This window comes from Prescottella defluvii (assembly GCF_000738775.1).
Taxonomy (GTDB): Bacteria; Actinomycetota; Actinomycetes; order Mycobacteriales; family Mycobacteriaceae; genus Prescottella; species Prescottella defluvii.
The window spans coordinates 146774-167839 of sequence record NZ_JPOC01000007.1; the positions used below are offsets into that span (position 1 = coordinate 146774).

Here is a 21066-nt window from a genome sequence, read left to right on the forward strand (position 1 = left end):
CGACCGTCGGAGGTGTCTCAGCCGATCTCGTCCCGACGTAGATACGCCAGCACGGCCAGCACCCGACGATTCGTGTCGTCGGTCGGCGGCAGCACCAGTTTGTTGAAGATGTTGCCGACATGCTTACCCACAGCCGATTCGGTGATGAACAACTGCGCGGCGATCGCCGCATTCGAATGTCCCTCCGCGATCGAGGCGAGCACCTCGCGTTCTCGTGGCGACAACTGCGCCAACGGATCCCGCCGGCGCCGAAACAACTGCTGTATGACCATCGGGTCGATGACGGTGCCGCCGGCAACCACTTGACGCAGAGTGGAGACGAACTCCTCGACATCGACGATGCGATCCTTCAGCAGATACCCGACCCGCCCACCCTCCGCACCCATGAGTTCGTCGGCGTAGCTCAATTCGACATACTGGCTCAGCGCAACCACGGCAAGCCCCGGATAGGTTCGTCGCAGCGCCACCGCTGCGCGCAATCCCTCGTCGGTGAAACCTGGCGGCATCCGCACGTCGGTCACAACCAGGTCCGGACGGTGCTCGGCGACAGCAGATTCCAGTTCCACGGCATCGGGGACCGCGGCCACGACCTCGAACCCGAATCGTTCGAGCATCGCGGCGAGGCTTTCGCGCAGCAGTGCACCATCCTCGGCGAGGACCACTCGCACGGCAGTCAGTTCTCGATCCACGGCAACTCCACACGGACGACGGTGGGCCCGCCAGGCGGGCTGGACAGGAGCATTCTGCCGTCGACCGCCGCGACCCGGTCGGCCAGACCTGTCAGACCGCTCCCGCGTTCCGGATCCGCACCGCCGCAGCCGTCGTCCACGACCTCGACGACCAGCAGGTCCCCGGCTCGTCGGACAGCCACGTCGACGGCCGTCGCATCTGCATGCTTGGCGACGTTGTTGAGCGCCTCGACCACCACGAAGTACGCGGCGACCTCGACGTCCGGGGCGGGGCGGGATGGCAGGTCCGCGGTGACGCCGACCGGGGCCACGAAGTCCTCGGTCAGCGCCCGCAACGCGTCGGGCAGGCCGCGGTCGGTGAGGACCCTGGGGTGGATTCCCCGGATGAGTTGCCGCAGTTCCGCCATCAGTTCCTTGGCCTGATCATGCGCCTGCGACACGCTTTTCGCGGCTGCAGAATCCGGTGGGAGGTCAAGTTTGGCCATACCCAAATGCAAGGTGAGGTTGACGAGCAGCGACTGCGCGCCGTCGTGCAGGTCCCGCTCGATCCTGCGCCGCTCCGCCTCGAAAGAATCGACCAGCCGGGCCCGGGAGCGGGACACCTCCACAAGTCGTGCGCGAAGCGCGTCCGGGTCGTCGCCGCACAACAACGACCGGGCGAACGCACCGTGCAGTCCCGCGACCAGAGCACTCACGTACGGGATCGCCGGGAGCAGGAGCAGACCTGCGATCGAGTACGGAACGGCCTGGTCGACCGACGTGATCTGGCTGAAGCCGAGCGCCACTGCCTCGCCGCCGTCACCCACCACCAGGGGACTCACCACCATCACCACGATGAGCCCGACGATCACCGCACCCGAGATCCACAAGGCGGGCACCACGGTGAGCAGCAGGAACGTGTAGCCGAGTTCCCGCCATGTCGCGGCCTCGGTGTAGCGGGTGCGCACCCACGCCCACAGGCCCGCTGCCGGAGGGTCACGGTGAGCCGAGGGCGCCCGGTCGCGGCTCACCAGGCGCAGGCGCGTGCGTTCCAGGGCTGCCAGCGGTATCGCCACCAACGGGCCGAGCCCGAACACCAGCACTGCGCCGAGGACGCCGAGGAACAGCACTCTGCCGAGCGGTTGCGGATACATGCCGCCGTCGGCCCATACGGCCAGCACGAGCCACGGGACGCAGAACGCTGCGAAGGGCAACGCCACCACACACACCACCGGGACGGTGGTCAGCACATACGCCAGCGACCGCCACGGCCATCCGGTCAGCAGGAAGCGCCGCCGTGTGATCGCGGTGAGCACCGTGGTCGGTTCATCGGAGGACACCGAGTGAGCCTATCGACGCGGCCAGGGCTTCAGGATGAGGCGGAATGCAGCCGAAAGGTGGTGCTGGCACCACCTTCGATCCGCCACGTGGACCCAGTGCCCGCACCACCGGTCGAGTGGTCAGCTGAAGTCATGCAACTGGAGCTGACCAACGTCACCAAAACCTATCGGGGTAAACAGGCCGTCGCCGACGTCAGCCTACGGATCGGGCCCGGGGTTCTCGGCCTCCTCGGCCCCAACGGAGCCGGCAAGTCGTCGCTGATGCGCATTCTCGCCACGATCACCCGCCCGACCACCGGTACGGTCATGTGGAACGGTACCGACATCGTCGCCCGGTCGGAGCCGCTCCGACGCGTCCTCGGCTACCTCCCGCAGGATTTCGGCGTCTACCCGAATCTCAGTGCCGGGGAGTTTCTTCGGTATCTCGCCGCCGTCAAAGGTCTGACTGCGCGGTCAGCCAGGGAGCGTGTCGACGAACTGCTCGAACTCGTCAACCTGACGGACACGGGATCGCGGCGGGTGGGTACGTTCTCCGGCGGAATGCGCCAGCGTGTCGGTATCGCGCAGGCACTCCTGGGCAACCCCGAGCTTCTCATCGTCGACGAACCGACGGTCGGACTGGATCCCGAGGAACGCATGCGGTTCCGCAACCTGCTCGGGGAGCTGGCGAACGACCGGATCGTCATCCTGTCCACTCACGTCGTGTCGGACATCGAAGCGATCGCCGACGACATCGCGATCCTCACCGCCGGCGAACTACGTCGGCGTGGCACCCCCGAGGAGCTTCTCCGTTCCGCGGAGGGTCTGGTGTGGGAGGCGATGGTGCCCGTCGATCTGGTGGCCGAGATCCGGCAACGAGCGACGATAACCCGCACGGTCCGAACAGCACAGGGCGTGCGTGTCCGTGCGGTCGCCCATACACCTCCGATGCCGGGGGCTCGTCCTGTCGAACCCGATCTCGAAGACGCGTACGTCAACGCGGTTCACAGCCCGATGGCGCCGGCCGGGGTGACCCGATGACCGGCACCGTCGCTGCCGTCGCGACGGCAGACTTCCGGGATCGTTCGCGGCGTCCCGCGTTCCTGGTGACGGTGCTCGGCGCTGTCGCACTCGGCTATGTGGCCGTCCCGCCTGTCTCTGCGACGTACGCGATGGTCAAGGTCGGATCGTTCCGGGGACTGTACGACAGCGCGTACATCGGCATGTTGCTCGCCATGATCGGCAGCCTGTGGTTGCCGCTGTTCGGGTTCTACGTCGTCCGCAGCAGCATCGCGCGCGACATTTCCACCGGCGTAGGCGAAATGCTGTCGGCCTCCCCGTTGCGCACGCCGATGTATCTGCTGGGCAAGTATCTGAGCAACCTGACGGTGCTCGCGGCGATGGCCGCCGCACTCGCCCTGATCGCACCCGTGATGCAGCTCCTCCGCGGGGAATCCACGAGCCTCGACATGACGGGACTCTGGCTTCCGCTCGTGGTGTTCTGCCTTCCTGTCCTGACCGTGGCCGCAGCGGCCGCCGTCGTCTTCGAAACGGTCCCGTTCTTGCGGGGTGGTGCGGGAAACATACTGTGGTTCTTCGTGTATCCGTCGATGTTCCTCGCCGGGATTCCACTGGTCTACGGATCGGCTACCGCAAGTTTCCAGGCCGACCTGGCGGCGCAGCACCCCGGCATGGATGACGAGATCTCGATCGGACTCACCGCGGAACCGGGTGCGCTCGGGCGGTTCACGTGGTCCGGGATGGACATCGACGCGACTCTCGTCGCGGCGAGTGCGGGGCTGATCGCGGCCTCGACGCTCGTCGCCATCCTTCCCGCCCTCTGGTTCGGCCGGTTCGATCCCTCACGGCAGCAACGCTCTCCCGCGACCACGTCTGCCGTACCCGCAACCGAGGCACCCGCTGCACCGGCGTTCTCACAGGATCCGCGAACACTGCCGTCGGCCGAGCGTGGACAGGCGTTCCCGGGTTTGCTGCTCGGCGAGGTGCGCATCCATCTCGGAAGCGTGTCGCGGTGGTGGTGGCTCACACTCGCAATCGTGACGACCGCAGCCCTGGTCGTTCCCGCTGATCGCGTCGGCACCGCACTGCTCTTCGCGTGGTTGTTGCCGGTGCTGTTGTGGTCCCGTCTCGGGACACTCACCTACGAACAAGGCGTCGCTCCCCTTGTAGAGTGCGGTATCTCGTCTCGCATCAGGCTCGCCGCCGAGTGGGGTGCAGGCGTGCTCATCGCGGTCATCGCAGGTGTCGGCCCGCTGGTGCAGATGCTCCTCGCAGCGGACGCGACCGGAGTCGCCGCCTGGGTTGCGGGTGCGACGGCGATTCCTGCCCTTGCGCTGCTGATCGGGTCGATCGGCCGGGGCGCACGCGTGTTCCAGGCTGTCTACCTGGTGATCTGGTACGCCGTGCTCAACGGGGTCGCAGCGGTCGACGTCATCGGCGCGCTCCGCACCGATGGGTCGCTCAACGGCCCGTCCCCACTGTTGTCCCTCGTCGTCAGCGCCGTGCTGATCGCCGCCACCGTACTCGTTCAGGAGATTCGCCATGCCCGTCGTTGAAACCGCACGCCGGAAGATCCGCCTCGCCGTCGGTGTTGCGGCACTGGCACTCTCGTCCGTGACACTCGCCGGCTGCACTACCGATTCGACGAGTCACGAACAGCGGAAGGACCGCTACGGCGGCGCCCCGTCCGTCACAATCGATTTCGATGATGCGGGTGCAAAACAGATCGGTGTCACCACCGCGGCCCTGAGCGCCCGGGTGATCGGCTCCGACCGCGACGACATCGAGATCCGGCGCTCCTTCGAGTTCACCGACGGCGACAAGCCCGAGGAACGCATCGCCAGCGACGGGTCCGATCTGATGATCAGCGCGAGTTGCCCCGACAGATTCGCCGTCGGCAGCCCCACCTGCATCGCCCGCTACGAGATCGCCGTCCCCTACGGGACTGCCGTCCAAGGAAATTCGATATCCGGCGAACTGACGGTGACCGATACCCGTGCCGCCGTCGATCTCAATTCCCGCCACGGTGACGTTACGCTGGTCGCGGGCCCGGGCGGATACGCGGTGGACGCCGCGTCGGCGACGGGGACAAGTACCATCGAGGTACCGCAAGATCCCGCGGGGATCCCGGTGCGCCTACGGTCCGGAGATGGCGCCGTCTCCGCAACGACGGCCCCTCGCTGAGACGAGTTCCATTGCGCGCCTCGAGCAACTCAGCAACCTCGAACCGGCGTCCGTAGGGCACCTTCGCCGCCTGCGCGACGTAGGCGCGGCCTGAGCGTCGCGCTTCGCTTGTCTTCGCTGCGAATCGACACCTGTTTCGCGATCCCCATCGTCACCCCTGCGCGACCGCACGCGACACCATCACGGACGCCGACGCGATCGCGGAGCCGTCGGCCGGCGTAGGTCGTGTGGCCGACCGACGCGCTGGTCACCATGCCGCCGGTCGAGGCGCAGGACCGTCGAGCGCGGGGAAGTGGGGGGCGACCTCCTCGATGAGCTGTTGCACCACCTCCGCGGCGGGACGGGCGCCGTGCTGGACGCCGAGTGCCATGTGGTTGACTCCGACTCCGCGATATCGGTCGATAATGTCGACCAGCGCTTCCGATCCTGTCCGCAGGACGAACCCGCCACGTAGTGGCGTCGGTGGTGTCCGCGGGTCCTCCGCGAGGTCGATCCACTCGTTCGTCGCGACCGGTTTGAACACACCGTCGGGAATGAGGCCCCGCCACGCGGCCAGCTTCCGGCCGAGTTCGTCCGCACCTGCCGTCTCGTACGTCTTCCCGGGGTAGACGAGCCACCCGTCACCGTTCGCGGCGATCCACTCCGGATCCTGTTGCGACGATCCCGTGACGAGCAGGGGAATCCGCATGCCGACCGGTTTCGGCAACAGATCAACGCCACCATCGAACGTCCCCAGCCGGCCGACGATTCGCGGTGCGGTGTGCTCGGTGAGCGTTCGAAACCACTCGACGACCTCGCGGTAGCGCTCTCCTCGCGTCGCACGGTCGAGCCCGTAGGCGGGGAACTCCGACGCGCGGTCACCCGACGCCGCCCCCAGCACCAGCCGTCCCCCCGAGAGTTGGTCGACCGAGGTCGCCATCTTGGCGAGGTCGATCGGGTGCCGTAGGGAGAAGACGGCACTTCCCGCTGCCAACGACAGTCTCCGCGTCCGCGACGCAAGCCATGCCAGGTAGGTCCACGGATCGAACACCTGCCCCACGTCACCGAACCCAGGATCCGCCAACGGCACATCGCGAACCCACAGCCCCGCGAAGTCCGAGGCATCGACCCGCTCGATGATCTCGCCCTGTCCCTGCATCGCCGTCATCTCACCCCGATACGGCCACAGCGGCAGGAACAATCCCACGGTCAGCGCATCCTGGGCGAACATTCGCGCGTACCCAGGATGTCCCGCGAAGGACGGCTGACCTGTCCGGGCACCCTGCTCCAGACCCACGCGTTCGTCCACGACACCTCCACTAGATCGATCGTTCTAGTGGACCGTAACAGATCTCTAGAACGCTCGTTCTAGCGGCGCGGTAGTCTGTCGATATGGCGACCGACGACAGCAAACCGAGCCGAGTGGAGGATCCCGCGGTCGGCACGCGCACCCGACTCGTGAGCGCGACCGCGGCACTGCTTCAACGTCAGGGCTACGAGGCGACGAGCATCAAACGGATCACGGCGGAAGCAGGGGCGACCTACGGGTCGCTCTATCACTTCTTCCCCGCGGGGAAGGAAGAACTGGCCGCCGAGGCACTCCGCCACGGCGCCGACGATTTCGCCGACCTGCTGCGCCGCGGCCTCGACAGCGCACCCCACCCCGCCGACGCCGTCGCCGAGTGCGCCCACCGTCTTGCGGACACCCTCCTCGAATCCGATTGGACGGATGGCTGTCCCGTCGCCGCAACGGCACTGGAGATAATCGGCCGGTCACCGCTCATCCAACAGGCCTCCGACGAAGCACTCCGCAGCTGGCAGAAACTCATCGCCGACAAGCTCGTACATGCCGGACTCGCAGTCGAAGCGGCAGACGACCTCGCCTGCACCGTCCTGTCCACTCTCGAGGGGGCCGAACTTCTCGCCCGCGTCTCAGGCGACGATGCACCGCTGCGCGCCGCAGCACGACATCTGCACATCCTGGTCCACGCAGTCCTACAAGGCGACACATAGTCTCGGTCGAAGTCCGTGGGCGGTGCGCGGGAGTGACGCCAGCTTCCGCGCAACGTCCCCAGAAAGCACACGCCGACAACGGATCTCCAGTCGACGTGGTCTGATCAACCCGTCCGGGCCCGCGCCGCGCCAGGAGTCCGCGACGGGACGTTTCGAGTCCCACCGTAAATCCCGCACCATGCACCAATCGGGTGGGCGATCCGGACATCACGGCGTTGTCGGATGAGTCGGATGCGGTGTCGGATGGTCAGCGATGGCGACCTGCGCGCTGACTGTCAGCCGTTCTCGTCGCAGGGTCACCACAACCGCGTTGCCGCGGTGACGGATCCGGTCGACCGCGAGCAGCCCTGCTACCCGCGTTACCAGAACCGCCAGAAATGCACCCACAGGCGGATTCGTCAGCTAGCTGAGGCTACCGCCACACGGAGGAGGGCCAGGAGGAGGAGGAGAAGACGCGCCTACCCCCGTGCCATATCCACGAAGCGCGACAGGTGCAGCTGGTGGGCAACGGTGATGGTCGCGGTCGGACCGCCACGGTGCTTGCCGAGGATGATGTCGGCCTCGCCGCCACGCGGGTCGTCGCGCTCGAAGGCGTCGGGACGGTGCAGCAGCATCACCATGTCGGCGTCCTGCTCGAGCGATCCGGACTCACGAAGGTCGGAAACCTGCGGACGCTTGTCGGTTCGCTGTTCGGGACCACGGTTGAGCTGACAGATCGCGACGACGGGCAGCTCCAGTTCCTTCGCGAGCAGCTTCAGGCTTCGCGAGAACTCGGAGACCTCCTGCTGGCGGGACTCGACCTTCTTGCCCGACGACATCAGCTGCAGGTAGTCGATGACAATCAGCTTGATGTCGTGCTTCTGCTTGAGCCGGCGCGCCTTGGCCCGGATCTCCATCATCGTCAGGTTGGGGGAGTCGTCGATGTACAGCGGGGCCTCGCTGATCTCGCTCATCCGCCGTGCCAACCGCGTCCAGTCGTCGTCGGTCATCTTGCCCGAACGCATGTCCGAGAGCTTGATCTTCGCCTCCGCCGACAGCAGACGCATCACGATCTCGGTCTTGCTCATCTCCAGAGAGAAGATGACGCTGGGCATGCCGTGCTTGATCGAGCACGACCGCATGAAATCCATGCCGATCGTGGAATTGTGTGTCGGCACCATTGACCGGCCGGCCAGGTACAGGTGGTCTGGGTTGTCGACCTCGACGCACCGCACCGGAACCGAATCGATCCTTCGGACGTCGACGATGTAACGCGAGCTGGACCGTGCCGTGCTGTGACTGGCGCGACGCTCCTTGTGCAGCAAGGCCTTCCGGGGCAGGCCGAACACTTCGTCGTCCGTGGCGAAGGTCAACGTGAATGCGGTCGAGGACGCCTCGGTCCGCCCGTTCACCCGCTTGGTGCTCAGCTGGCAGCGGTAGCCGAGGCTGACGATCAACTCCTCGACGTCACGCACCAACCGTTCGCTGGTCACGCTGAACTGCACCGACCCGCCGTTCGTGACGGTGCCGTCGGTGTCGAGCAGTCCGGCGAGCACGGCCCGCCGCTGCGTCTCCGAAGCACGCAGGTACTGCACCGGAATGTGCTTGTCGCCCAACACTCCGAGGGTGCGCAGCCGTGCCTGCACGGTCCCGACCTCGTTACGGCAGGACTGGCACATCCGCAGCCCGATCGACTTCCCGCCGCAGCGCGAGCAGGTGGGAGCCGGGACCGGCTCGGACACGAAACGTGCCTTGCCGCCACAAGACTGGCCGCACGTGCGGACCTCCGAGGTGAACGGCACAAAACTCTTGCCGCACACCACGCAATCGCGGGGCTCGACGGGATCTTCGGGCTGCAGCTTGAGGCTGTAGCGCATCTTCGCCGACGTCGACGGCACGGCAACCAGGCCCTCCGCCTCGATCAACATGATGATCTCGGGGTCGGCCGTCGTGAACTGTGCGGCGGCGGACGTGCCGTCGCCCAGCCAGGCGCCGAGCGTGTACGGCGGGATGAGCAGATCCTGCGCCGGCAGTTGGAGCGGCTCGGTATTCGTCACCGAGTGGTTGATCCGACGATCGGCCGTCTGGCAGTGCAGCGTCTCGGCGATCTGCGCGGTTGTACGAACCTCCGCGAAGGTCCGCTGATTCTTGTACCGGTTGTACCCGGTGGCCGCCTGCTGCGCCGACCGCCGGGACGCCCTCGTCTCCGTCAGCCACTGGTGCTGCTCGTCGGCGACCAGGATGGTGCCGTCGGAGAATTCCACCTCGTAGCAGGGGCGGTCGGTCATCACGTCGGTCGCGGCGACGACTGTGGTCGGCTTGCCGTGCGCGTCGATCAGCTGGTCGCCGACCGCCACCTCACCCATCGTCGTCCAGCCGGTGGGCGTCGCGAGGGGAGTGTCGAGGGCGAGAGCCTTGCCCACGCCAGGTCGGGCCGCGACGATGATCATCTGCCCCGGGTGCAGGCCGTTGGTGACCTCGTCGAGTTCGGCGAAGCCGGTGGGCACACCGAGGGACAGGCCGCCGCGGCTGGCGATGGAGTCGATCTCGTCCATCGTGGGCTGCAGCAACTCCTCGAGCGGCATGAAGTCCTCGGTGGTGCGACGCTCGGTGACCTCGAAGATCTCCGCCTGCGCGCGGTCCACCACCTCGGCGACGTCCTGGCCGTCGGAGCCCGCGTAGCCGTACTGCACGATGCGGGTGCCGGCGTCGACCAGGCGGCGCAGCACCGACTTCTCGGCCACGATCTCCGCGTAGAAGGCGGCGTTGGCCGCGGTGGGCACCGTCTGGGTGAGCGTCACCAGGTAGGGGGCGCCACCGATGCGGCGCAGCTCGCCACGACGATCCAGTTCCGCGGAAACGGTCACCGGGTCGGCCGGCTCGCCGCGGCTGTACAGATCGAGGATCGCGTCGTACACCGACTGGTGCGCGGGACGGTAGAAGTCGCCCGGCCGCAGGACCTCGAGGACGTCGGCGATCGCATCCTTGCTCAGCAGCATGCCGCCGAGCACCGACTGCTCCGCGACCATGTCCTGCGGAGGCTGCCGACCGAACTCCTCGCTCGGCTCCTCCGGGGGTCCCGGGTACTCGGAATGACCACGATCATCTACAACCGCCAACGCGACCGCCTTCCCCACACGAGGCCACCGATGTCACCCGAACGACTCGCCGGACGGCATCTTGCACACTCTTTGTACCCGCATCCTCCGACAATCCGATGCCACCCCGCGGGTGGCTCGAGAAGACGCGCTCGGGACGACGGTAGGGGCCGCAAGTGCCCCACATCAAACCGAGCTGTGGACAAGTCTGTGGATGAATTGGGGACGCGGAACCCTCGAGTGTTAACCGGCTGGGGAAAACTGGGGACAACCTGGGGATCGATGAATATCACATTCGACAATCCGCAGGTAGGAGGGTGTTTTTCTTTTCACAACCCTGTTGATGAAAGGAAGTTCGGCGTGTCGCCTAGGTTGACAAGTCGGGCGTGTTCGGTAAACGACCACCCAACAGCGGCATGTGGCAGGTCACAGCTTTGGCACCGAGTAGCGAATCTATCCACAGCCCGTCCCCAGCCGACGCGAAGGGCCCCGCGGACCGAGTCTGAGCTGGTCCGCGGGGCCCTTCGGGAGAACGGGTCGACTACGCGCCGACGACGTTCAGGTGGAACTTGGCAGCAACCTCGGGGTGCAGGTTGACCACGATCTGGTGCTTGCCGGTGCTCTTGATGTGAGCCTTCGGCAGCTCCAGGCTGCGCTTGTCGACGACCGGGCCGCCGGCAGCCTTGATGGCGCCTGCAACGTCGGCCGCGGTGACGGAACCGAACAGCTTGCCCGAGTCACCGGCGGTCTTCACCGACAGCGACACACCCTCGAGAGCCTCGATGGCAGCCTTGAGCTCCTTGGCGTGGTCGAGACCACGGACCGCGCGCGCTTCCTGCGCACGACGGATGCCCTCGACCTGCTTCTGGGCGCCACGGGTGGCAACGATCGCCAGGCCGCGGGGGAGCAGGTAGTTACGGCCGTAGCCGTCCTTGACCTCAACGGTGTCGCCGGGCGCACCGAGGTTGTCCACGTCAGCAGTGAGAATCAGCTTCATGTCGTCCCTCCCTTTCCTTAGCGAGCCGTCGAGACGTAAGGCAGCAGCGCCACCTCACGCGAGTTCTTCACGGCAACGGCCACGTCGCGCTGGTGCTGGACGCAGTTGCCGGTGACACGGCGGGCGCGGATCTTGCCGCGGTCGCTGACGTACTTACGCAGCAGCGTCGTGTCCTTGTAGTCGATCTGCGTGTTCTTTTCCTTGCAGAACGTGCAGACCTTCTTCTTCATAACCTTGTCGCGCAGCGGCGGCTTCGGCATGTCTTTCTCCGTTTTCTGGATGTTCCGATCGGGTACGGATCAGAACGGCGGTTCGTCGTCTCCACCGCGGGGACCCCCGAAGGAGCCCGCCTGCGGCGCACTGCCCCACGGATCTTCTCCGCCCGGGCTGTTGTTGTAGTTGGACGCCGGACGTCCGCCGCCGGACCCGCCGGAGGAGCCACCGAAGCCGCCCCCGCCGCCGCCACCACGGTTGGCCTTGTTGACCTTGGCCGTGGCGTACTTCAGCGAGGGGCCGATCTCGTCGACCTCGAGCTCTACGACAGTGCGCTTCTCACCTTCACGAGTCTCGTAGGAGCGCTGCTTGAGCCGGCCGCTCACGATCACTCGCGAGCCGCGGGTCAAGCTCTCCGCCACGTTCTCCGCTGCCTCGCGCCAGATGTTGCAGCGCAAGAACAGGGCCTCGCCGTCTTTCCATTCATTGGTCTGACGGTCGAAGGTGCGGGGCGTGGACGCGACGGTGAAGTTCGCGACCGCGGCACCCGCGGGGGTGAAACGAAGCTCGGGATCAGCCGTCAGGTTTCCGATGACGGTGATTACGGTGTCGCCTGCCATGTGGTTCCTCCTGCTGTTGTGGCGTTCCTGTTGGTCCAGAGCCTAGGCGTCGATACCGACGAATTCCCGGGCCCGGATCAGACGGGAATCACTTGCCGTGGCGCAGGACCTTCGTGCGAAGCACCGACTCGTTCAGACCCAGCTGACGGTCGAGCTCCTTGACGGTGGCCGGCTCGGCGGTGATGTCGATGACCGCGTAGATGCCTTCGGCGTTCTTGGCGATCTCGAACGCGAGACGGCGCTTGCCCCAGACATCGACCTTGTCGACACTGCCGCCGTCCTTACGGACGACATTGAGGAACGTATCCAGCGACGGGGCGACGGTGCGCTCGTCCAGGCTGGGGTCGAGGATGACCATCAATTCGTAATGACGCATAAGACCTCATCACCTCCTATGGACTGTGAAACGGCCACGGACTGTCCGTGGCAGGAGGGTCGTTGCGTCAGCAACCTTTGCAGGGTACACGAGTACCGTTTGACCTGCGAAATTGACCCCGGAGTCGGTTCCCGGCCGGCCCTCGCCGATCCCACGGGTCCGCATGATCGCCCTACGCTGGATTCCATGCGGGCGGCGGCGAACATCCGGGCCGGAACGACGGTCACCGTCCTCACCGCCTGCCTGCTGACGCTGATGTTCGGCTACCTGGACAAGGCCCGCTGCATCGGGCCACCGTTCGGCGCCGACGGCCGCAGCCTGATCTTCGACAGGATCAAGGACCGCGACGTCTGCTACTCCGACATCCAACTCCTGTGGCTGGGCCGCGGCATCGACCAGCACCTGTTCCCGTACGCCGGTGGCATCACCCCGGACGGCACCCTCACCGGCAGCACCGTCGAGTACCCGGTGCTCAGTGGACTGCTGATGTGGATCGGCGGGATCGGCGCCCACACCGACGCCGCGTTCCTGCAGCATTCGGCGTTGCTGCTGGCCCCGTTCGGGCTGCTCACCGCGTGGCTGCTCGGACGGCTCGCGGGGCGTGCCGCGCTGCTGTGGGCGGCCGGTCCACCGCTGCTGCTGTACGCGTTCCACAACTGGGAACTGCCCGTCGTCGCCACGTCGGTCGGGGCGATCGCGGTGATGGCGTCGCAGCGGTGGTCGCTGCGCACCCGCGCGGTGCTCGCCGCCGTCCTGCTCGGGGTCGGGTTCTGCCTCAAGCTCTATCCGGGGCTGTTCGTGGTGCCGCTGGCGCTGTACGTCCTGACCGCGGGCCGGGACCGGAACCGTCTCGACGTCCGGGGTGCCGCCGCGGTCGTCGGGGCAGCGGCGGCGACGGTGATCGCGATCAATGTGCCGTTCGCGCTGGCCAACTACGAGGGGTGGCGCGCCTCGTTCACGTTCCAGCAGCTGCGCACGGCCGACCTGACCAGCAACAGCATCTGGTTCTGGGGCCTGCGACCGCTGATGGGTGTCGACCGGCACGGCTCCGACACCTACGACCACATCGTCGGCGTCGTGTCGCCCCTCGCGCTGTGTGCCGGGCTCGCCCTCGCGGTGTGGCTGGGCTGGAAGCATTTCGAACGCCACGGCAGCTATCCGTGGATCGGCGTGAGCGCCGCCATGCTGTGTGCGTTCCTGCTGCTGCACAAGGTGCACTCGCCGCAGTACACGCTGTGGCTGCTCCCGTTCCTGGTGCTGCTGCGGGTGCCGTGGTCACTGGTCGCGGCCTTCCTGGTCGCCGACCTGACACTGGGCATCGGGGTGTTCCGCTGGTTCGACGCCCTTGCCACCCGGTCCGACAGCACCGTCACCGAATTCGTCGTCAACGTCGGCGTGTGGGGGCAGGCCGGCCTGCTCGTCGTGTTGTTCTTCGTCTTCGTCGGCGCCCCACTGCGACGGACGGACACCGGCGACCCCGATCCGGTGAGGCCACCGGCCCCGGTCTCGACCGGGGGTGTCCGCTCCTGAGCGCGTTGCGGGACGGACTGACCACCATCGGCGAATGGTGACCGCTCCGTAGCGGCCTGCCGCGTTGTAGCGTCTCGAACGTATGGAATCCGCACCGATGCACCCGCAGTCCCGCGTCGCCGCGCCGGCAGCGGTGGCGGCGGCCGCGGTCGCCGCGTGCGGGTTCGTGCTCTGGGCCGATCCGACGTCACCGGGCGGCGTCATCCCGGTGTGCCCGACGAAGTCCCTGCTGGGCATCGACTGCCCGCTCTGCGGCGGAACCCGCATGCTGTACGCGCTGCTCCACCTCGACGTCGCGGGCGCGCTGCGGTACAACGCGGTGGGCGTGGTCGCCGTGGTCCTGCTGATCGTCGCATTCGGCGTGTGGACCTGGGGCCGGCTACGGGGCCGTCGGGTGCTGCAGGCGCGGTATCTCCGACAGGTGCCGGCGATCGTGCTCGCGGTGGCCGCACTCTGGTTCGTGGTGAGGAACCTTCCGATCCCACCGTTCACCGGCCTGCGACTCTGAACCGGACATCCTCCGTTCGAACGGCCCCCGGATCCGGTCCGGCACCGGTAATCTCATCCGTTCCACGCGTGTCCGGCAGCTCGAGATCGTAGTGAAGAAACCCATTCGGTGACCGAATCACTCTCTCCACCAACGGAAACATCCGCAGCCTCCTGAGCAGGGAAGAACGCCCGGGACGACCGACCCGACGGAGACAGTCCATGACTCGTGACGATCCGTGGAACACCCAACCGCCCGTGGACGGGTACCCCCGGTACGGCGGCCACCCGCCGCAGTTCCAGCAGGCACCTCCGCCGTTCCAGCAGGCACCGCCGCCGTTTCAGCAGGCACCGCCGCCGCCCCCGAACTATCTGCCCCCGGCGGGGTTCGGGCCACCGGACCCTCCGCGACGACGCGGCCCGATCCTGCTCGTGAGCGCGCTCGTCCTCGTCGTCGCCCTCGCCGCCGGTGGCGCGTTCTGGTACCTGACGTCGAAGGACGACTCGAACAGCACGGTGGCGGCTGACAGCCTGCTGCGCTACACCTTCCCCACCGCACCGCAGGCGGCATGGAGCGTCACACCCGGCGATGTCGGCGGACGGCCGGGGGACGCCTTCTACACCCCCGAGGGGGCCATGGGGATGGGGAATTCGCCCGGCTACTTCGATGCGGGCGGGACGCTGGTCACGATGATGGGGGGCGTTTCACCGGACGTCGAATTCACCCTGATCGGACTCGATTCGTCCTCGGGGGAACCGCGGTGGAGCAGGGAGGCGGCCACCACGACGTGCCTGATGACCGTCGTGGACAACGCGATGCCCTGCATCGTCCGGTCGGACGGCACGGCGAACACCGTCGAATTCGTCGACGTCGACTCGGGCGCGACCCGCAACTCGTTCGCTCCGGATTTCGTGGTGTCCGATGCGGCAACCGACGGATCGACGATCTTCCTCGCGGGATACACGGACTCGGCGCAGTTCTACACGAGCGGGACCGTCGACGACCCGACCGGCAACTGGTCGTCGGGCCCACTCGAACCCGACCTGTGCCCGGGTGGCGCCGACGGCGCGCTCTTCCGCTACGCGCAGGGAAATCTGTTCCACACCAGCGGAATCAGTTCCTGGGTCGTCGACGCGGCGACGGGGACACTCGCGAGCTCGGGGGCCTTCCGCAGCAGCCTGCCGATGGGTGACGGCTACGCGCAGCAGAGTTGCATGGAGTTCCAGGGATCGCGCCGCTCGGCGTCTCCGACGGTGACCGTCGTCGACGGTTCCGGCGACACCCTGTTCGAGAAGGACGGCTCCTTCCGCACACCGTCCCCGACCGTCACGGCGCGTACTCGGGTCCCCCTGTTCATCGGCGACAGCGCCTACGAGCCGGACACCGGTGACCTCATGTGGGAGTCGAGTGCGCTTTCCCCCGAAGGAGACTGGGCGAGCCTGTCAGTGGTGGGCGATGTGGTTCTCACCGTCGCGGACGGATCGATGACGGCGGTGGATCTCGACGACGGGACGACCCGCTGGACGGTTCCGATCGGAGACGGCCTGCAGTTCGGACCGACCGACGGTGAGCGGATTCTCGTCGCCGACGACTCCGGTGTCGACGCCTACGACCTCGTCGACGGCGCCCGGGCGTGGTCGATTCCCGCGTCGACGTCCCGGATCGACACGGCCGGTGACCTGTTCGCGGTGACCGACGGGACGTCGATCACCGCGTACGCGCCCACCGGCGGGCCCGCGACGATCCCCGGATCGGATCCCTCCACATCCGGAAGTGACTCCGCGGCAAGCGGATCCGGAGGAGGGGAGCTGGTCACCAAGTGCGGTAGCCGGCCCCGGCTGGAACCGGTGTCGTTCCGCACGGACGCGGGCGGGCTGGTCGTCGAGATGCGGGTGCGGGCCACCTGCCCCGGCGGCGACATCCTGTCGACGGACGCTCTGCGAGTGACGATCTCGGACAACGGTGTTCCGGTGGCCTCGTCCACGTTCGACTTCTCGGACGAGCCGTTGGTGTTGCCGTCGGGCCGAACCGGCGGAGCGGACTACGCCGCGGCACAGCTGCGGTATCCGCTGGGCTCGTTCTGGCGGCTACCGAACTCGCTGGGCGACGGCAAGGGCGGCGTCGGGGACACCGTGGTGGACTGCGAGGACGAGGGGTCCTCGACCGGGCCCACCTCGGCACCGGTGCCGTCGGGCACGTCGTCGCCGCCCGCGTTCGACTCCAAGGCGTCCGCCGTCTCGCGGGTCGACACCGAGTCCGCGAGCCGCGACGCGCTGCGTGAGCAGGCCGACGCCGACGCGCCGTTCGTGCGGTCGGACCTCGCCGACCGCTGGGTTCCGCTGCTCAGTTCCAAGCAACCGGGGCTGGTCGCCGACGGGATCACCTGGAACAACGCCGAGATCCTTCGGGAGCACCTGGACCTGCGGTTGCGTTTCCCGGAGGTGCGCCTGATGTGGAGCGGCGACTGGAGCACCTTCACCGAACGGGACTGGTGGGTGACGGCGGCCGGGGTCACGTTCCCGACGCCGGAGGGTGCCAACGGGTGGTGCGACAGCAAGGGTTTCGACGCCGACCACTGCTTCGCGAAGCTGATCAGCACCACGCACTCGGTGGACGGGAGCACGCTCTACCGGAAGTAGGCACTCACTCGGCGCGCACCGGGACCCGGGGGCGCAACCACGTCGGCAACCACTTCGGTGGGGCGTCCTCCGCCTGGTCGAGGACGCCGCCGACGGGGTCGTCGACGAAACCGAACCGCACCAGGTCCTCCGACGGCCGGTAGATCTGACGCAGGACCAGCGCGCAGAGCACCAGTACGGCGATGTCACGCAGCACCACGGTCCCGGTGAACCACTGCTCGGGCAGGCCCTTGTTGGACACGCCGAGGTAGTACATCATCCGCGGCACCCAGACGAGCGCGTCGATCGTCATCCACGCCAGCAGGATCCGACGATGGGGGAGGGCGAGGACCGCGAGCGGTACCAGCCACAGCGAGTACTGCGGACTCCACACCTTGTTGGTGAGCAGGAACCCGGCGACCAGCAGGAAGCACAGTTGCGCCACTCGGGGGCGACGCGACGCGGTCAACGCCACCCAGGCCACACCGGCGCAGACCGCGACGAACGCCAGCAGCGACACCGCGTTCAGCACGCTGGGCGCCTCACCGGCGGCGAGGGGGCCGTCGAACCCGGTCCACCCGGTGAACGAGGCGATCACGTTGTAGATGGAGTCGGGGTCGGCGCCGCGCTCGGAGTTGAGCCGGAAGAACTCCGCCCACCCACGCGGAAACAACACCGCGATGGGCAGATTCACCACGAGCCAGGCGCCGGCCGCCGCCGCGGTCGCCTGCCACCACGGGCGCATCCGTCCCGCGCGCAGGCACAGCACCAGCAGCACACCGAGCAGGAACAGCGGATAGAGCTTGGCGGCGCCACCGAGACCCAGGAGGACGCCGGCGAGCACCGGACGTTTTCGCGACCAGGCGAGCAGACCGGTGGCCGCGAAGGCCGTCGCCAGCAGATCGAAGTTGGTGAAGGCGTGCACGATCACCAGCGGTGAGCACGCGACGAGCGCCGCATCCCACACGCGGCGGCCGGCCAACAGTGCACTGGCCCATACCGTCACCAGCCACGCCACGGCCAGCCCGAACGCCACCACGTTGAAGTAGATCGCGACCTGCAGACCACCCGGCAGCCACGGCGTCGCATCCCAGGCCTTCGCGACCACCATCGACGCGTACTGGTACAGCCCGGACAGCACCGGGTACTCCATGTAGCGACGCTGCACGGAGCCGTCCGCGGCCGGTTCCTCCCACCACTTCTTGTAGGGGAAGGCGCCCTCGTCGAGATGCTCGGCGCCGTACAGCGGAACGGTGTCGGAGTAACACATCGCCACGTACTGACGGCTACCGCTCCAGTCCAGTCCCAGCGCGCCGTCGGCACCGACCGGTCCCTGCTGGATGCAGCCGGCCTTGGTGAACCAGCCGAGGCTCAGGAACACCACGGCCAGCAGCAGGATCACCCGCATCGGGGTGAAGAAGCGGGTCCGCCCGATCAGCGCGTGCCGGCCGACCGGGCCACCGATCGTCGACGACAGTTGTGCCGTCAGCGGATCGGTGTGCCCCGGCACGTCCCGCCAGTCCGCGGAGCGCCGATCCGCCGCGAGCGGCGCCGGCGACACCAGCTCGACGCCGGTGTCGGTCTCGGTGCTGCCCGGTGCGTTGTCGGCCACCCCGCGAGGCTACCGGGAAACGGCTACCCGACGGGGACCGGCTGCGGGACCGGTCGCTGTTGTCCCTCCGGGTCCGTCCCGCCCGGCGACTCCTGCTCCGACGTCGAATCCTCCGTCGACGGCGAGGTGGTCGTGTCGGTGGGCCTGCCCGGCTTGATGCCCGGGATCGGGATCGTCACGCCCGGCAGGATCTCCACATTGCTCGTGGTGATCTCGGGCAGCAGCGGAGTCGTCGTCGTGGTCGTGGTCGGGGGAACGGTGGTCGTCTTCGGCGGCGCGGGCGCCGTGAACTGCGGGATGCCCGCCTGGCCGCCGACGGGTGCCGGCGTGGGGAACTTCTCGACACTGGTGCCCTCGAGGGCGCCGTCCATCGTGGCCTTCCAGATGTCCGACGGCAGACCCGATCCGTAGATCATTCCGCCGTAGCTGTTCTTGATCGGCAGGCCCTGTTCGGTGCCGACCCACACCGCCGTCGACAGCGACGGGGTGTATCCGACCATCCACGCGTCCTTGTTGGCGCCGGTGTCGCCGAGCTGTGCGGTACCGGTCTTGGACGCCGACGGACGGCCACCGGACAGCCCGTGTCCGCGCGAGTACGCGGCGATCGGGGTCATCGCGGCGGTGGTGTTGTCCGCGACCGCGGCGTCGATGACCTCCTGGCCGGTCGGCGTGCCGCGGTCGAGCAGCACGGTGCCGTCGGACGTGACGACCTTCTGCACGAAGAACGGCTCGTGGAAGACACCGGACGCCGCGAGCGTCGCGTATGCGGACGCCATGTCGAGGGGCCGGGACTGGTACTGGCCCAGCACGATGCCGTTGTTGGGGCCGACGCCGCCGGGCTCGGTGAGCGAGGGGCCCACACCCGGGATGTCCTCGGGGATGCCCGCCTTGTGGGCGATGTCCGCGATGTCCTGCGGGCCGTTCTCCAGCGTCAGCATCTGCCGGTAGAAGCTGGTGTTGAGCGAACGCTTGAGGGCCTCGGCGATGGTGCACGTGCCGCAGGACTCGCCCTCGACGTTGCCGATCGAGATGCCGTTGACGGTGAGCGGGCCGCTGTCGTACATCTGCGACAGCGGAATGCCCTGATCCAGGGCGGCCGCCAGGCCGAATACCTTGAACGACGAACCGGTCTGGAGTCCGGCCTGCGCGAAGTCGTAGCCGCTGCCGTCGTCGCCACCGTAGTAGGCGCGCACGGCACCCGAACGCGGGTCGACGGACACGACCGCGGTCCGCAGCTCGGACGGCTCACCTTCCATGTACGTCTCGACGGCGTCGATCGCGGCCGCCTGTGCCTGCGGATCGATCGTCGAGGTGATCTGCAGGCCCTCGGTGTTGAGGTCCTGTTCGCTGATGCCGGCCGCCGACAGCTCCTTCAGCACCTGCTGCTTGATCAGGCCCTCCGGCCCGTTGCCGCCGGAGCCGTTGTCGACCTCGGCGAGAGGAATGACCTGCGGGAACTGGGTGGCGGCACGGTCGGCGGCGCTGAGGGTGCCGCTGTCCACCATGCCGTCGAGGACGTAGTTCCAACGTGACTGGGCACCGGTGGGATTGGTCTCGGGATCCAGCAGTGACGGCAGCTGGATGGCCGCGGCGAGCACGCCGCCCTCGGCCACCGTCAACTGTTCGACAGGCTTGCCGAAGTACGCCTCGGACGCCGCCGCGATGCCGTACGCACCGCGACCGAAGTAGATGGTGTTCAGGTACGCCGCGAGGATGTCGTCCTTGGACCACTCGCGGGCCATCTTCGAGGAGATGACCAGTTCCTTCATCTTTCGGGTGAGCGAGCGCTCCGACCCCACGAGAGCGTTCTTCACGTACTGCTGCGTGATGGTCGAGCCACCGCCGGCGCTGTCCTTGCCGAGCACGTTGTCACGGGCCGCGCGCGCGAACCCGGTCACCGAGAAACCGGGGTTGGTGTAGAAGTCCCGGTCCTCGGCCGAGAGCACCGCGTTCCGCACGTGCTCCGGAATCTGGTCGATCGTGACCTCGGTGCGGTTGCCCTCCGGTGGCACGACGCGGGCGATCTCCGTCGTCCCGTCCGACGCGAGGATCGTCGCGACCTGGTTGGTCTTCATGTCGCCGGGCCGCGGCACGTCCTGGACGATGTACGCGACCATGAACGTCAGCATCGGCACGATCAGTCCGACCGCGATCGCGGCGTACGCGACGCGGCGGGCGATCTTCCACTTACTGGACTTGGTCTTCTTCGGCCCCTTCGGCGGCTGACCTCCCGATCCGCCACCGGACTTGCGTGCGGTCGGCGGCGGGCCGGCCGGCGGACGTCCACCGGGACCGCGACCCCCACCCTGTGCCGGACGTGGTCCACCCTGCGGCGGTCGCTGGCCGCCCTGCG

17 protein-coding genes are annotated in these 21066 nt (G+C 67.6%); 7 read left to right on the top strand and 10 right to left on the bottom strand.

Features of this window, described 5'->3' with window-relative positions; translation table 11 throughout:
• Positions 1–17 precede the first annotated feature (17 nt).
• Complete coding sequence (locus IJ15_RS0102850; protein ID WP_269321466.1) at positions 18–689, bottom strand: response regulator transcription factor; 672 nt, start codon at positions 687–689, stop codon at positions 18–20.
• The gene (locus IJ15_RS0102855) at positions 674–2008 is read right to left on the bottom strand and encodes a sensor histidine kinase (RefSeq protein ID WP_031936833.1); all 1335 of its coding nucleotides are present in this window, start codon (positions 2006–2008) and stop codon (positions 674–676) included. Before IJ15_RS0102855 ends, IJ15_RS0102850 begins: the two co-directional genes overlap by 16 nt.
• A gap of 132 nt (positions 2009–2140) precedes the next feature.
• On the opposite strand from IJ15_RS0102855, the gene IJ15_RS0102860 reads away from it, so the two are divergent.
• The 3 genes from IJ15_RS0102860 to IJ15_RS0102870 are packed head-to-tail and all read left to right on the top strand — an operon-like array spanning position 2141 to position 5191.
• Positions 2141–3028 (top strand): ABC transporter ATP-binding protein, encoded by an 888-nt coding sequence (locus tag IJ15_RS0102860; protein ID WP_031936834.1) that lies wholly within the window; start codon positions 2141–2143, stop codon positions 3026–3028.
• Positions 3025–4563 carry a hypothetical protein gene (locus tag IJ15_RS0102865; RefSeq protein WP_031936835.1) on the top strand — a complete coding sequence of 513 codons (1539 nt, stop codon included), beginning with the start codon at positions 3025–3027 and terminating at the stop codon, positions 4561–4563. The genes IJ15_RS0102860 and IJ15_RS0102865 overlap by 4 nt, the downstream gene beginning before the upstream one ends.
• Positions 4550–5191, top strand: a complete 642-nt coding sequence (locus IJ15_RS0102870) for a hypothetical protein (RefSeq protein ID WP_031936836.1) — start codon at positions 4550–4552, stop codon at positions 5189–5191. Before IJ15_RS0102865 ends, IJ15_RS0102870 begins: the two co-directional genes overlap by 14 nt.
• Positions 5192–5438: 247 nt before the next feature.
• Here the strand turns inward: IJ15_RS0102870 and IJ15_RS0102875 are convergent, their stop codons facing one another.
• Entirely contained in the window at positions 5439–6479 is a 1041-nt protein-coding gene (locus IJ15_RS0102875) for an LLM class oxidoreductase (RefSeq protein ID WP_197059721.1), read from the bottom strand.
• Positions 6480–6562: 83 nt separating this feature from the next.
• Between IJ15_RS0102875 and IJ15_RS0102880 the strand changes: the two genes are divergently transcribed.
• Positions 6563–7183: a TetR/AcrR family transcriptional regulator gene (locus IJ15_RS0102880; protein ID WP_051918458.1), complete on the top strand. Its 621-nt coding sequence runs from the start codon at positions 6563–6565 to the stop codon at positions 7181–7183.
• Between the two features lie 458 nt (positions 7184–7641).
• Here the strand turns inward: IJ15_RS0102880 and dnaB are convergent, their stop codons facing one another.
• The 5 genes from dnaB to rpsF form a co-directional block, all read right to left on the bottom strand.
• Positions 7642–10281, bottom strand: coding sequence for a replicative DNA helicase (gene dnaB / locus IJ15_RS0102885; RefSeq protein ID WP_031936839.1), 2640 nt, complete (start codon positions 10279–10281; stop codon positions 7642–7644).
• Positions 10282–10801: 520 nt separating this feature from the next.
• On the bottom strand, positions 10802–11257 hold the full coding sequence (rplI, locus tag IJ15_RS0102890; RefSeq protein WP_031936840.1) for a 50S ribosomal protein L9: 456 nt from the start codon (positions 11255–11257) through the stop codon (positions 10802–10804).
• A gap of 17 nt (positions 11258–11274) precedes the next feature.
• On the bottom strand, positions 11275–11517 hold the full coding sequence (gene rpsR, locus IJ15_RS0102895) for a 30S ribosomal protein S18 (RefSeq protein ID WP_031936841.1): 243 nt from the start codon (positions 11515–11517) through the stop codon (positions 11275–11277).
• A gap of 39 nt (positions 11518–11556) precedes the next feature.
• Positions 11557–12090, bottom strand: a complete 534-nt coding sequence (locus IJ15_RS0102900) for a single-stranded DNA-binding protein (protein WP_031936842.1) — start codon at positions 12088–12090, stop codon at positions 11557–11559.
• A gap of 88 nt (positions 12091–12178) precedes the next feature.
• A complete protein-coding gene (rpsF, locus tag IJ15_RS0102905) occupies positions 12179–12466 on the bottom strand; it encodes a 30S ribosomal protein S6 (RefSeq protein WP_031936843.1) in 288 nt (95 codons plus the stop codon).
• Positions 12467–12652: 186 nt separating this feature from the next.
• Here rpsF and IJ15_RS0102910 point away from each other — a divergent pair, with 186 nt between their 5' ends.
• The 3 genes from IJ15_RS0102910 to IJ15_RS0102920 all read left to right on the top strand — a co-directional run bounded on the left by IJ15_RS0102910 (position 12653) and on the right by IJ15_RS0102920 (position 17122).
• Positions 12653–13996 (top strand): glycosyltransferase 87 family protein, encoded by a 1344-nt coding sequence (locus IJ15_RS0102910; protein ID WP_031936844.1) that lies wholly within the window; start codon positions 12653–12655, stop codon positions 13994–13996.
• Between the two features lie 82 nt (positions 13997–14078).
• Positions 14079–14504 (top strand): DUF2752 domain-containing protein, encoded by a 426-nt coding sequence (locus IJ15_RS0102915; RefSeq protein WP_081880547.1) that lies wholly within the window; start codon positions 14079–14081, stop codon positions 14502–14504.
• Positions 14505–14704: 200 nt separating this feature from the next.
• Complete coding sequence (locus IJ15_RS0102920) at positions 14705–17122, top strand: outer membrane protein assembly factor BamB family protein (protein WP_031936846.1); 2418 nt, start codon at positions 14705–14707, stop codon at positions 17120–17122.
• A 4-nt stretch (positions 17123–17126) separates the two neighbouring features.
• On the opposite strand, the gene IJ15_RS0102925 is transcribed toward IJ15_RS0102920, so the two are convergent.
• Positions 17127–18713 (bottom strand): glycosyltransferase family 87 protein, encoded by a 1587-nt coding sequence (locus IJ15_RS0102925; RefSeq protein WP_051918459.1) that lies wholly within the window; start codon positions 18711–18713, stop codon positions 17127–17129.
• A gap of 23 nt (positions 18714–18736) precedes the next feature.
• On the bottom strand, positions 18737–20893 hold the full coding sequence (locus IJ15_RS0102930) for a transglycosylase domain-containing protein (RefSeq protein WP_031936848.1): 2157 nt from the start codon (positions 20891–20893) through the stop codon (positions 18737–18739).
• Between the last annotated feature and the right edge of the window lie 173 nt (positions 20894–21066).